Genomic DNA, 12,019 nt, shown 5'->3' on the forward strand with positions numbered 1-12,019 from the left:
CGCTGGAACATGAATCTTACACCAGCCATGTTTCTCTCCTTTAGCCTGGCGGGCGGTGCGCTGTTATCAGGAGCTGAAACACTAGCTCCTTGGCTGCTTGCAATAGCCGGTGCAATTCAGCTGGCTTACTGGGCCAAGGGTGATCAGGCCTTGGCAAGCTCCGGCACCAATCTGGGCACAGCAACTGGTCTTGGGGATCGTGGCACCGTTCGGGCGTTCGAACCACCGCATACCGGAACCAACTATCTGCTGCGTGAATTCGTCCATGTCGTGGGCCGCAAACACGCTCAGAAGCTGCGTGTGATTTCATTCGTTCTTGCGTTTGTCCTGCCCTTACTGCTGATCCTGACACCGGTCGCAGGGGTCGCGATCAAGCATGTCTTTGCACTGCTTGCCGTACTGTCACATCTGACCGGGGTTGTGGTCTCGCGCTGGCTGTTCTTTGCTCAGGCCGAACATGTGGTCGGGTTGTACTACGGAAAACGATAATCTGACTAAGAGCCTCGGTAACGAGGCTCTTTTTTTTACTAACCATGTCACAAACCCGGTGGCTCGCCCGTCCTGTTTTTGTTCAAATCAAAACAGGAGAATTCGATGTCCCCCCGGATCAATCATTTTGCCGTCGCACCTGAACTGCTGCAACCAATGCTCGACATGGAGGAACGTCTGCGGGCCTCAGGGTTGGAGCATAGTCTGAATGAACTCGTCAAACTCAGAGTTTCACAGATCAATGGCTGCGCCTATTGCATTCACATGCACACGCATGACGCCCGAACCAATGGTGAGAGCGAAGATCGCCTGCACCTTCTGAACGCCTGGCATGAGTCTTCGCTTTATTCAGAACGTGAACGCGCCGCTCTTGCATGGGCCGAAGCCCTGACCCGCGTTGAAACCAATCGGGCTCCGGACGATGTGTATAAGACGATGGCGAAGTATTTTTCGGAACACGAGCAGGTCGCACTGACTTTGGTGGTTACCACCATCAATGCGTGGAATCGTCTGGCGATCGGATTTGCAGTTCCTCACCCCGACACCACTAAGGCCACAGCAGCGTGACACAGACGGGTCCACAGTCTAAACAACAGGCCTTTGTCGATATGCAACCGCGACTTTTCGCGGTTGCATATCGCATGCTCGGATCGGTCAGCGACGCTGAAGACATCGTACAAGATGCCTATCTACGCTGGCAGCGGGTCGAGTTCGATCAGGTACGAGATAAAACGGGTTACTTGATCCGGATCGTAACGCGCCTGTGTCTCGACCAACTGCGCGCAGCACGAACGATACGTGAGACCTATCCCGGTGAGTGGTTGCCGGAACCTCTGATCACTGACGATTCGACAGAGCGGCTGGATCGCGATGTTTCGGTCGCGCTTTTGATGGCATTGGAACGTTTGTCACCGCTCGAACGCGCGGCCTTCCTTCTTCATGACGTTTTCGAGCACTCTTATGAAGAGCTTTCAGAAACGCTCACACGCAGTCAGAGCAGTTGTCGTCAACTCGTCAGCCGTGCGCGCAAACATGTCGAACAGGTCAAGCCACGGGTTCGGGTTGAACGTGAACACGGTGAGGAATTGGCCAAAGCGTTTTTCAGTGCTGCAAAAAGTGGAGATACAAAGCACCTGACTGCTCTTCTGGCGCGCGATGTTCAACTTCACTCGGACGGTGGTGGAAAGATCATAGCGACTCTGAACCCGATCTACGGACGGGACAAAGTCATCCGTTTCTTTGCCGGGCTGGCACGAAAGCCGTCAGCACCACGTTCATTCCGATGGGCATTTTGTTGGTTGAATGGTTTGCCCGCAATCATCAACCGCGAGCCAGGAGGCTCATTACAGGCAACATCACTGAAGATCGAGGATGGAGAAATTGCGGAGATCTACATGGTCCGCAATCCGGACAAAACTCAGCATCTGGAAGATCTGCTGGATAAACAGGGCCTGCTTTAGCCAGCAGACCCTGACAGTTGAATTTACACCAGTCCGGCGTGCGCCATGGCGTTGTCGATGGCCGATTTTGTGCTGTCCTCAAGTGTAGTCAGCGGCGAACGAACCTCTTCACTGCAACGGTCCAACTTGCTGAGGGCGTATTTGGCACCCACGAGACCGGGTTCGATAAAGATGGCCTCATGCAGAGGCATCAGACGATCCTGATACTCCAGCGCTTTCGCATAGTCGCCATTCAGCGTCGCCTGCTGGAATTCAGCGCAAAGCTTGGGCGCAACATTGGCAGTGACCGAGATACAACCCACACCCCCATGCGCATTGAAGCCCAGCGCCGTCGCGTCTTCACCAGACAGCTGGCAGAAATCCGCGCCACAGCTGGCACGTTGCTGGCTGACACGCGCCAGATCACCGGTGGCATCCTTGACGCCAATAATACGTGGCAACTGAGCCAGCTCGCCCATCGTGGCAGGTGTCATGTCGATGACAGAACGACCCGGGATATTGTAGATGATGATCGGAATATCCGCGCAGTCGTGCAGTGCACGGAAATGCGTGATCAGTCCCTTCTGGGTCGGCTTGTTATAGTAGGGGGTCACAACCAGAGCCGCCGCCGCACCAACCTTTTGGGCGAATCGCACAAAGCGGATTGCTTCGACGGTATTGTTGGATCCAGCACCTGCGATGACCGGCACGCGCCCTGCCGCCGCTTTCACAACCTCTTCGACCACGACCTCGTGTTCTTCGTGGCTCAGCGTGGGGCTTTCACCGGTTGTCCCAACAGGCACAAGTCCGGTCGAACCTTCCTGAATCTGCCATTCCACCAATTGTTTGAGCGTATCCAGGTCCAACTCGCCGTTGCGGAACGGGGTGACGAGAGCTGGCATCGAGCCTTTGAACATGGAGCGCTCCTTAGCGTGCAGTTTGCAGATTTTGCGTCCCGGCCTGTCACGATTTTGAGTTTGTGAGTTGATCCCGGTGGCGCAAGGTTTATCCTGCATGGCTGTATCCTTGGTTGGTTGGGAAATGCAAGGGATGACACGCATTCTGTCACTTATGATCGCCGTGATTCTGGCTTCGGTGTTGCAGGTTCAGGCTGCCCGCGCCGATGCGGCTGCGGATTTGCGCGCCGCGCTGTATCAAATGCGGAAAGGCGATTGGAACGAAGCACTGCGGGTGGCAGGGGCGCGTGGCTCTGTCTCGCGCGACATCATTGTCTGGCATTGGCTGCGCGAGGGTTTTGGCAGTTCGGGCGACGTGCTTGTGTTTCTTGACCGCCGTCCTGACTGGCCCGGTCTGGCGTGGCTTCGCCGCAAGAGCGAACCCTCCTTCACCGGTGCTGACCCGGATCGGGCCTTAAAGTTCTATTCGGACACGCCTCCGCAATCCGCCGAAGGGGCCCTGAACTATGCCGTAGCCCTGATGGCTAAGGGGCGTCAGGGTGATGCTGAGGCAGATATCGTGGCTGCATGGCGCACGATGCCCATGGGGTCGGGACTGCAGGGTGACTATCTGGAAAACTTCGGCAAGTTGCTGAAACCACATCACGAAGCGCGCTTGGATCGTCTGTTATGGGATGGTCATCTGGTCAGCGCCAAACGGATGCTGCCGCTTGTAAGTTCCGATCAACGCAAACTGGCCGAAGCGCGCATTGCGCTGCAGGAACGTGCGCCAGGTGTAGACAGCAAGATTTCGGCTATACCCAAATCGCTCACATCATCGCCGGGCTTGGCATTCGACCGTTTCGTTTGGCGGGATCGGAAAGAACTGGATGACAGCGCAATCGATCTGATGCTGGAACGCTCGACCAGCCCAAAGTCGTTGGGCGAACCGGATAAATGGGCCGAAGGGCGACGCCGGCTGGCCCGGCTGGAAATGCGCAACGGGGACGCAAACCGCGCCTATGCCATCGCCGCAAATCACCACATGACGCCTGAAATGGGCTATGGTTATGCCGACCTGGAGTGGCTGGCTGGATTCCTTGCTCTCCGCAAGTTGGATGATCCGGCGACAGCTGTGCGGCATTTCCAGAATTTCTCGGACGCTGTTGCATCACCGATCTCCAAAGGCCGTGGCGGGTACTGGCTGGGTCGCGCCTATGCCGCGCAAGGTGACGCCGAGAAAGCCTATGAGGCCTATGCGGTCGGAGCTGACTATCAGACCTCATTCTATGGTCTGCTTGCAGCCGAGCAGATCGGTCGCCCATTCGACAGCGAATTGGCGAACCCGCGCCGCGCCCCCCATTGGAAACAGGCCGAGTTCACGAAATCCAGCGTGTTGGAAGCCGGGTTGCTTCTGCATGCAGCCGGGGAGCCAAACCTGTCCGAACGCTTTCTGACACATCTGGTCGAAGAACTTGATCAGGTTCAGGCCAATCAGCTTGGGGATCTCGCGCTTGAGCTGAAAGAGCCCCACCTCGCCGTCATGATCGCCAAGCGCGCCGCCAAAACCGGTGTTGTCCTGCCTGCAGCCTATTACCCGGTGCATCCGGTGGCTGATATGGGCCTGCCAATGGCCAAAGAGATGACGCTGGCCATTGCCCGTCGTGAAAGCGAATTCGATCCGGTCGTCATCAGCGGGGCCGGCGCCCGTGGACTGATGCAGGTCATGCCAGCCACTGCGAAACTGGTCGCAAAGGACCTGGGTATCCTCAGCGGCCATCAGACCGGTCGACTGACCACTGACTGGCAGTACAACGCCAAACTGGGGACAAACTACCTGGCTGGGTTGGCCGAGGATTTCAACGGCAACATTGTCATGATGGCTGCAGGTTATAATGCAGGACCAAGGCGACCCATCTCATGGATGGAGCGCTATGGCGATCCCCGCGCCGGAGAGATTGACGTGGTGGATTGGATCGAAACGATCCCCTTCAACGAGACCCGGAACTATGTGATGCGGGTCTCCGAAAGTCTGCCGGTTTATCGGGCACGACTGGGTCAACCTGCCTTGCCCGTTCCGTTCACAGAAGAACTGATCGGCTCAACCCTGTCGTCTTTCGCGCCATAGGGTGAACAACCCGGCTGCGACCACCAATGCAGCGCCAATTACGACTGCAGGTCGCAGCGTTTCGCCAAAGATCGAGATGCCCAGAATGGCGCTCCAAACCAGATGGAAATAGGCAAAGGGCTGTACTGCGCTGGCCTCGGCCATCTCGTAGCATTTGATCAGCAACCAGTGACCCAACACACCACTGACGCAAAGCAACGCCATCCACAGCCAGTCCGGGCGGGCCATCGGTTCCCAGAACCACATGCCCACCGCGGTCATCGCGACCGCACCGACAATACCTGTCCAGAAAAAGCTGGTGGCTGAGCTGTCACGCCGGGCAACATATCGGGTCAACAGTCCATAAATTGCAAACATCAGGGCCGAAATCAGCGGTATGATTGCCCAGGGGTTGAACACCCCAACGCCCGGTTCGAGGATGATAAGCACACCGATGCATCCTACCCCGATAGCCGCCCACCGGCGCCAACCGACCTTTTCGCCCAGTACCGGTCCGCTAAGCGCCGCAACCAACAGTGGGTAGCAAATGAAAACGGCCATACTGTCGATCAGGCCAAGGACAGTGAAACCATAAACAGCAACACAGATTTCACCCGCCAGCAACACACCACGCAGAATCTGCAGACCCGGTTGGCTTGTCTGTGTGGCTGCCTTCAGACCACCCGGCGCACGCGCTGCAAGCGCTATAACAAAGGCAGCAAAGAACCAGTACCGGATCATCACGACCATATAGGTATTGTAGGTGCCTGCCAGATGACGCGAAACGCCGTCCTGTAGTGCGAAGACGATGGTTGCCGCAATCATCAGAGCGATACCTGCGCGGCTGTTGTTCTGCTGTGTCATGCTTTGACTGCCTGCGTCATGTGCCGCTTACGGCCATATCCGGAACATCGCGTAACAGCAAAGCCAGCCTCTTCAAGTCCCCTGCGGACGAAGCCAGCAGCGGTATAGGTCGCAGCCGTTCCACCCGTCGCTGTGTGATCCGCAACCTGCTGCATCAGATCTGCTTCCCACAATTCGGGGTTCTTCGCGGGAGAAAATCCATCAAGAAACCAGGCATCCGCACTGCCCGTCCAGCAGGACAATGTCTGGCGTGCATCACCTTCGATGACCTCCAGATGAAGCGTATCCAGATCACATGTTTTGCCATTCCAGGCTGCCAGGAATCTCTCGCTCCAAGGCGACAACTCGGGAAAAGCTTGCAGCGCGCGATCCATGTCTTCTACCGCCATTGGGAAAGCTTCAAAACTGGTGAAAGACAAAGGAGTGGTTTGCCCTGATCTCTCCCACTCGGACCAGACCGTCAGCATATTGAGGCCAGTGCCAAATCCCAGCTCGGCAATCCGGAATCCGGGTACAAAACGCGCTGGCAAATCATTCCCCGCCAGAAAGACATGGCGTGTTTCCTCCAGCCCGTTCTGAAGCGAGTAATAGGGGTCGTCGAAACGGTCTGAGACGGGAATCTGGTCCTCCGTCCAAGTCAATTTGGCGCGCTGGTTTGCCATCGGGTATTCCTGTAGCTAAGCGACGCGACACTGAAGAAGGAAAAGGGGATTGGCAATGGTCGATGTGACGGTTCGCGGTGCAGGAATTTTCGGCCTGTCCATCGCCTGGACCTGCGCCCGTCGCGGCGCAAGGGTACAGATTGTTGACCCCTTCGGCCCCGGCGCGGGATCAAGCGGGGGGTTGGTCGGCGCATTGGCCCCACATGTTCCTGAAAACTGGAATGCCAAAAAGGCGTTTCAGTTTGAAAGCCTGATCATGGCCGAACCATTCTGGAAGCAGGTCGAAGCGACCGGAGGTGTGTCGCCCGGCTACGCTCGTCTGGGCCGCATTCAACCGATCCCGGATCAGCGCAGTCTGGAACTTGCACAACAACGTCATGTCACGGCGCAAGAGCTTTGGCACGGTAAAGCGGAATGGCGTGTGGTCGAAGCGGCTGCGGAAGGTGCATGGTGCCCTCCAACCCCGACCGGTTATGTCATTCATGACACTCTGACAGCACGTATGCATCCGCGCCGCGCATGTGCTGCTCTGGTCGCCGCTCTCGCGGTGATGGGAGTTGAAGTTGTGACAGAAGCGCAGGACAAGGGGCGCATCATTCACGCGACCGGAGTCGCCGGGCTGCAGGAGCTTAGCGAAGCCCTTGGTAAAACCGTTGGGAACGGTGTTAAAGGACAGGCGGCTTTGCTGCGGTTTGATGCGGGCAAGGTACCTCAGCTATTCGCGGATGCGATCCATATCGTCCCCCACGCCGATGGAACTCTGGCAATCGGCTCTACATCGGAACGCGAGTATAATGACCCTACTGGCACAGACGATGCATTGGATGACGTGATCGAGCGAGCGATGCGCGCAGTCCCGGTGTTGCACGGCGCCGAAGTTATAGAACGCTGGGCCGGTGTCAGACCGCGCAGCAAGAGCCGGGCGCCAATGCTGGGTCAGCACCCCGTTTATTCGGGGCAATTCATCGCAAATGGTGGTTTCAAGATCGGGTTTGGCATGGCCCCAAAAGTCGCAGAGGTGATGGCAGATCTGGTTCTGGAGGACCGCGATACGATCCCCGAAGATTTCAGACCCGATGCCTCACTCTGATCGCGGTATTGCCACTGCTTGCATGCACTGACGACCATCCGGGCCGCGTACCCATAGGTCTTGCCCATTGCGACAGAACAGAGCGGTTTCAAAATGCATAAGCGGTGACGATGCCCTGAATGAAAACTCGGCCAAGGCTCCCATAACTTCGGTCGCAAGCAGCATCAGATGTTGGGCCAATAGCGGTCCGTGAACCACCAGCCCGGCATACCCTTCGACATCGCGGGCGTAGTCCAGATCATAGTGGATACGGTGACCGTTGAACGTCAGTGCCGAATAGCGAAACAGCAATGTGGAATCGAAGCTGATTTCGCGGCTATCCGTTTCATCGACCCGGGCCTTGGGCGGGGTCGGCTTCGTTGCGTCAGGGACAGGATCTTCGCGATAGACGAGGTCCTGCCACTCGGTCAGACGCAAAGTACCCTTCTGCCAGATTTCATGCTTGAGCGTGACAAAACCCAGCGGGCCGGTTCTTCCGGTTTTAGAGCTTGCGCTCTCCAGCATCGACCGACGCTCTGCCTCGACCCCCGCCATCAGGGGGGATTGGAACTGCAATCGCCCGCCGGCCCACATGCGGCGCGGCAATCCCATGTCCGGGATCAACCCGGTCCCACCAACCTTCGGGTGCCCATCCCTTCCCAATCCGGAAGGCGGTTGAGGGGACCAGAAGTAGAGCTGGTGGAAAAACGGCGGAAGCGGCGACCCGTGTGCGATCGAAGCTGCCTGCCCCAGCGCCACCTGAAAGGCGGCAGCCCGGGCAGGATCCATTACATCGCTTTGCGTTTCGGTCGGTGTTTTGTTCGTCATACCGGCAGCTTAGGTCTCGTCGGATGGCGGAACAAGCGGCAAGATATGGTCAGAACCTCACTTCGGCACGAAGCTTTTTCATCAGGGAGTGAAGCGATTTCTCATATCGCTCATTTGTCAGCTTGCCCTCTTCATCAAACTCATTCGAACTGTCGGCAATATGAATCTCGGGACCCTGCAGAATCCGGGGTTGGAACGGAACCATATAGGCACGCAGGATCATCTGGGCACGTTCACCACCTGCCCGGCCTGCGGCAGCGGACATGACGGCAACTGGCTTGTCCGCCCATGGCCGCCCATCCGTCCGGCTCACCCAGTCCAGCGCGTTCTTCAAAACGCCAGACGGGCCCTTGTTATATTCCGGGGTCGAGATGACCACAGCATGGGCCTGCGCAATCTGATCAGCCAGCACCTGAACCTTTTCCGGGATCCCCTCGCCATCTTCCAGATCACCATCATACAAAGGCAAGTCCAGATCAGCCTCGATGTAGGTTCCGGGCTCAAACAGCCGTGCTGCTTCGCGCACAAGTTTGCGGTTGGTTGCGCTTTGGCGCAGCGAGCCGGACAGGGCCAGAAGGATTGGTTCAGACATTATGGGGAACTCCGTCAGTCAAATTTCCGGTAGTTTAGCCAAGTCATTACCGCACTGCAGCCCAATTGACGCGCAGTCACTGTGCAAAAAAGGGGCCTGGCAGGCCCCCTTTGATCATAGCGCCTGCGTCAGGATTACGTGTTGCCGCTGGGCACAACTACGATTTCAACCCGACGGTTCTGAGCTTTGCCTTCTGCCGTCAGGTTCGAAGCGATCGGGTTATTCTCACCCTGCCCGACTGTTGTGATGCGGCTGTAGCTGACACCATTTGCCTGAAGAATGTCCGCCACCGCATTTGCGCGTCGTTCTGACAAACGCAGGTTATAGGCGGCTTCACCATCGCTGTCCGTGTGGCCGATAATCTGGACGTTCGAGTTGGGGTAATTGACCAGATTCTGACCGACCCGAACCAAGTCTGACCGCAGCGCCGGACGCACGGTTGAACTGTCCGTATCAAAAGTAATGTCGTTTGGTACTGTCACAATCAGCCGGTCGCCCGCATTTACGATTGTGATGCCATCATTGGCCAATTGCTGACGCAACTCAGCCGCCTGTCGGTCCAGTTGATTGCCGATCAGGCCACCACCGGCCGCCCCAACCGCTGCACCCGCCAGAGCACCCAAGCCAGGGTTTGAATCATTTGCAATGGCGCCGACGCCGGCACCGATCAGGCCGCCAAGCAGAGCACCCTGTTTTGCGTTCTGGTTCGGATCGTTCTGTACAGTCAGCGTACCCGGGTCGGTACATGCGCCCAGAACAAGAGCCGAACACAGTCCTGCCGACAGAACAAACTTGGAAATCGTCATGGAATCACCTTCTGCTCCACTACCCGTTAGCCGGGTTTGCCTCTTTGGCGCAGTATAGCATGGCAGTCATAAGCGGGCTCAAGCAACAATGCAGTGAGATCGGCAAATACCTGCCGTCTACTCTGCGGCAGCATAGGTCTCCCATTGGTTCTGCTCCTGCCAGATGGAACGCAGATGCTGTCCCTGTCCGCAAAAGTGATCGTCGATAAGGTCGCAGGACCAGATCCGGTCGGTGCGAAAATGGCGAAATCCATTCCTCATCTCGCACCAAGCAGCCAGCATGGTGCATTCGATATGGTAGATCAGCGCGACAGGCCGCACGATCCTCTCTGTACGTTCATCCTTGGCATTTACATAGGTGATGCGAATCTTCTGCTCGGCCCGGATGGCTTCGCGATAGTTCACAACGGGCACGCATCCCTTTTCCGGATCATCAAGCGGCGCCCCCCAAGGCGCAACCTGTAGCCAGTCGGCCGGATCACGCAGCGCCTCGATCTTGCGACACACGCGGTCTGCTGCCTGCTGCAGGGTACTGTCACCCGTTCGGGCCAGCATCGACAAACCCACCCACAGCGCCTCAACCTCTTCCGCGTCGAAATTCAGTGGCGGCAGATCATAGCCGCGCCGCATCAGATATCCCACACCAGCTTCGCCTTCTATCGGCGTACGCTGGGATTGCAGGGCAGCAATATCGCGATAGACCGTGCGCACCGACACTTCGAGCTTGTCCGCCAAGGCCTCAGCCGTCACCGGCGCATCAGCTGCGCGCAGAATCTGAATGATCTCGAACAAACGGGTCGAACGGCGCATGTCTCACTCCTAGCGGTCTGCTGACACTTTAGCACACCCCCCTGACAAGGTGGTGTCAGGAGTGATGGGCGAAGCTTGGTCAAACACAAGAAAGGAGATTGGATATGCCAAGCCGGGACAATCACGTCATGATGACCTTGCAACTGGGCCGCTGGGCGCAGGATCATACGCTGCGCGCTTATGAGATTGAGCGCGAGATTATGGCTGATCGGCAGCCACGGTTCGCTAGCCCCAAAAAACGAACCAAACGATTCTCGCTGGGAAATCTGAAAATGTTGTGGAGCAGCACAGCCTAGCGATGCTCAGAAATCTGCTGCTGCCCTAAACTTCATCGACATGCCATCTTCGGGATGCTTCAATCGCAGTTCTTCGGAATGCAGCATTAACCGTTCGAAATCCCGAGCCGGGCCATCAGCATAGAATGGGTCCCCCAGTATCGGATGCCCAAGCGCCTGCATATGGACGCGCAACTGATGTGATCGACCCGTTTTGGGAAACAGGCGAATGCGCGTGGTATCGCCCTCATGCTTTACCACGCGCCAGTCGGTCACCGCGGGCTTTCCGGTTTCGTGACACACCATCTGCAAAGGGCGATTTGGCCAGTCGATAATCAGCGGCAAATCAACCGTCCCTGTCTTGGGCTCGACACTGCCCCAGACCCGCGCGACATAGGTCTTGCGGGTCTGACGTTTTTCAAACTGTAGGCTCAGATGGCGTTGCGCATGGGGTGATTGCGCAAAAACCATTACACCAGATGTATCCCGATCCAAACGATGCACCAGCAACGCCTGAGGAAACGCAGCCTGAACGCGGGTTAGCAGGCAATCGGCCAGATGCTCTCCCCTCCCCGGCACAGACAACAGGCCAGAGGGTTTGTTCACCACAATCAACTGCGCATCTTCATGCAGCACGTCCAACGGGGTTGTCGGGGGATTATAGGTCTCGCTCATGCGCGCCTGCCTAGCGCAGCGCGCAACCTCTCGCAACGTCGTCCTTGCCCAGACCCCTGGCTTAGGCAAATCTGGCCCTAACGGAGAGGAGAATTCATGCACCCGACTATTGAGCGAATGCAGGAGGTTGTCGCCAAAGGAGACGAAAACCTGATCCACGAGCTGCTGGCCGAAGATGTACGTTTTATGCCGCCAACCTACTATAAAACATGGACCGGTCGTGCGCCGGTGGCAGCTGTGCTCGGCCATGTGGGAAAGGTGTTCTCGGACTTTCGCTATCGCCGGATCATGGGACAGAGTAGCGATTGGGCGCTTGAGTTTCAGTGCAAGGTCGGAGAGCTGGATGCCATTGGCGTCGATCTGGTCACACTCAATGAGGATGGATTGATCCAGGAGTTCGAGGTGGTGATGCGCCCCTACAAAACGATCGGTGTGTTGCGGGATGCTATGAATGCCCGGGTTATGACCGATGCCCGTTTCCTTGAATATCGCGAAGCTTTGTCCTGA

14 protein-coding genes and 1 pseudogene are annotated in these 12,019 nt (G+C 57.1%); 7 read left to right on the plus strand and 8 right to left on the minus strand.

Going from position 1 to position 12,019, the window contains the following annotated elements:
* The 3 genes and pseudogenes from E1297_RS33365 to E1297_RS33375 form a co-directional block, all read left to right on the plus strand.
* Positions 1-489, plus strand: a pseudogene (locus E1297_RS33365) (dimethyl sulfoxide reductase anchor subunit); the annotation flags it as partial.
* Positions 490-594: 105 nt separating this feature from the next.
* Entirely contained in the window at positions 595-1,056 is a 462-nt protein-coding gene (locus E1297_RS33370) for a carboxymuconolactone decarboxylase family protein (RefSeq protein WP_155145732.1), read from the plus strand.
* Entirely contained in the window at positions 1,053-1,949 is an 897-nt protein-coding gene (locus E1297_RS33375) for a sigma-70 family RNA polymerase sigma factor (RefSeq protein ID WP_368669772.1), read from the plus strand. The genes E1297_RS33370 and E1297_RS33375 overlap by 4 nt, the downstream gene beginning before the upstream one ends.
* A 23-nt stretch (positions 1,950-1,972) precedes the next feature.
* On the opposite strand, the gene dapA is transcribed toward E1297_RS33375, so the two are convergent.
* Positions 1,973-2,845, minus strand: coding sequence for a 4-hydroxy-tetrahydrodipicolinate synthase (gene dapA, locus E1297_RS33380; protein ID WP_155145736.1), 873 nt, complete (start codon positions 2,843-2,845; stop codon positions 1,973-1,975).
* Positions 2,846-2,978: 133 nt separating this feature from the next.
* Between dapA and E1297_RS33385 the strand changes: the two genes are divergently transcribed.
* Positions 2,979-4,952 carry a lytic transglycosylase domain-containing protein gene (locus E1297_RS33385; protein ID WP_155145739.1) on the plus strand — a complete coding sequence of 658 codons (1,974 nt, stop codon included), beginning with the start codon at positions 2,979-2,981 and terminating at the stop codon, positions 4,950-4,952.
* On the opposite strand, the gene E1297_RS33390 is transcribed toward E1297_RS33385, so the two are convergent.
* A complete protein-coding gene (locus tag E1297_RS33390; protein ID WP_155145741.1) occupies positions 4,926-5,795 on the minus strand; it encodes a DMT family transporter in 870 nt (289 codons plus the stop codon). The genes E1297_RS33385 and E1297_RS33390 overlap by 27 nt on opposite strands.
* Positions 5,792-6,457, minus strand: a complete 666-nt coding sequence (gene mnmD / locus E1297_RS33395; protein WP_155145743.1) for a tRNA (5-methylaminomethyl-2-thiouridine)(34)-methyltransferase MnmD — start codon at positions 6,455-6,457, stop codon at positions 5,792-5,794. Before mnmD ends, E1297_RS33390 begins: the two co-directional genes overlap by 4 nt.
* 55 nt (positions 6,458-6,512) lie before the next feature.
* Here mnmD and E1297_RS33400 point away from each other — a divergent pair, with 55 nt between their 5' ends.
* Entirely contained in the window at positions 6,513-7,547 is a 1,035-nt protein-coding gene (locus E1297_RS33400) for an FAD-binding oxidoreductase (protein WP_155145997.1), read from the plus strand.
* Here E1297_RS33400 and E1297_RS33405 read toward each other — a convergent pair.
* From E1297_RS33405 to E1297_RS33420, 4 genes are all read right to left on the minus strand, one after another.
* Positions 7,539-8,354, minus strand: a complete 816-nt coding sequence (locus E1297_RS33405; protein ID WP_155145745.1) for a MaoC family dehydratase N-terminal domain-containing protein — start codon at positions 8,352-8,354, stop codon at positions 7,539-7,541. The two genes, E1297_RS33400 and E1297_RS33405, sit on opposite strands and share 9 nt — an antisense overlap.
* A 49-nt stretch (positions 8,355-8,403) precedes the next feature.
* Positions 8,404-8,946, minus strand: a complete 543-nt coding sequence (locus tag E1297_RS33410) for an NADPH-dependent FMN reductase (protein WP_155145748.1) — start codon at positions 8,944-8,946, stop codon at positions 8,404-8,406.
* 134 nt (positions 8,947-9,080) lie between these two features.
* Complete coding sequence (locus tag E1297_RS33415) at positions 9,081-9,752, minus strand: OmpA family protein (RefSeq protein ID WP_155145750.1); 672 nt, start codon at positions 9,750-9,752, stop codon at positions 9,081-9,083.
* 117 nt (positions 9,753-9,869) lie between these two features.
* Entirely contained in the window at positions 9,870-10,562 is a 693-nt protein-coding gene (locus E1297_RS33420) for a YafY family protein (protein WP_155145752.1), read from the minus strand.
* 104 nt (positions 10,563-10,666) lie between these two features.
* On the opposite strand from E1297_RS33420, the gene E1297_RS33425 reads away from it, so the two are divergent.
* Positions 10,667-10,858, plus strand: coding sequence for a hypothetical protein (locus tag E1297_RS33425; protein WP_155145754.1), 192 nt, complete (start codon positions 10,667-10,669; stop codon positions 10,856-10,858).
* Between the two features lie 6 nt (positions 10,859-10,864).
* Here the strand turns inward: E1297_RS33425 and E1297_RS33430 are convergent, their stop codons facing one another.
* Positions 10,865-11,512, minus strand: coding sequence for an RluA family pseudouridine synthase (locus tag E1297_RS33430; protein ID WP_155145756.1), 648 nt, complete (start codon positions 11,510-11,512; stop codon positions 10,865-10,867).
* Positions 11,513-11,608: 96 nt separating this feature from the next.
* Between E1297_RS33430 and E1297_RS33435 the strand changes: the two genes are divergently transcribed.
* Positions 11,609-12,019 (plus strand): nuclear transport factor 2 family protein, encoded by a 411-nt coding sequence (locus E1297_RS33435; RefSeq protein ID WP_155145758.1) that lies wholly within the window; start codon positions 11,609-11,611, stop codon positions 12,017-12,019.

This window comes from Roseibium sp. RKSG952, from assembly GCF_009711355.1.

Excerpts from the sequence above, each read along its gene's own strand:
- E1297_RS33385 (WP_155145739.1), top strand. The coding sequence starts at position 2,979 with ATGACACGCATTCTGTCACTTATGATCGCCGTGATTCTGGCTTCGGTG.
- E1297_RS33415 (WP_155145750.1), bottom strand. The coding sequence starts at position 9,752 with ATGACGATTTCCAAGTTTGTTCTGTCGGCAGGACTGTGTTCGGCTCTT.
- E1297_RS33390 (WP_155145741.1), bottom strand. The coding sequence starts at position 5,795 with ATGACACAGCAGAACAACAGCCGCGCAGGTATCGCTCTGATGATTGCG.
- E1297_RS33430 (WP_155145756.1), bottom strand. The coding sequence starts at position 11,512 with ATGAGCGAGACCTATAATCCCCCGACAACCCCGTTGGACGTGCTGCAT.
- E1297_RS33405 (WP_155145745.1), bottom strand. The coding sequence starts at position 8,354 with ATGACGAACAAAACACCGACCGAAACGCAAAGCGATGTAATGGATCCT.
- E1297_RS33420 (WP_155145752.1), bottom strand. The coding sequence starts at position 10,562 with ATGCGCCGTTCGACCCGTTTGTTCGAGATCATTCAGATTCTGCGCGCA.
- E1297_RS33370 (WP_155145732.1), top strand. The coding sequence starts at position 595 with ATGTCCCCCCGGATCAATCATTTTGCCGTCGCACCTGAACTGCTGCAA.
- E1297_RS33400 (WP_155145997.1), top strand. The coding sequence starts at position 6,513 with ATGGTCGATGTGACGGTTCGCGGTGCAGGAATTTTCGGCCTGTCCATC.
- dapA (WP_155145736.1), bottom strand. The coding sequence starts at position 2,845 with ATGTTCAAAGGCTCGATGCCAGCTCTCGTCACCCCGTTCCGCAACGGC.
- mnmD (WP_155145743.1), bottom strand. The coding sequence starts at position 6,457 with ATGGCAAACCAGCGCGCCAAATTGACTTGGACGGAGGACCAGATTCCC.
- E1297_RS33425 (WP_155145754.1), top strand. The coding sequence starts at position 10,667 with ATGCCAAGCCGGGACAATCACGTCATGATGACCTTGCAACTGGGCCGC.
- E1297_RS33435 (WP_155145758.1), top strand. The coding sequence starts at position 11,609 with ATGCACCCGACTATTGAGCGAATGCAGGAGGTTGTCGCCAAAGGAGAC.
- E1297_RS33410 (WP_155145748.1), bottom strand. The coding sequence starts at position 8,946 with ATGTCTGAACCAATCCTTCTGGCCCTGTCCGGCTCGCTGCGCCAAAGC.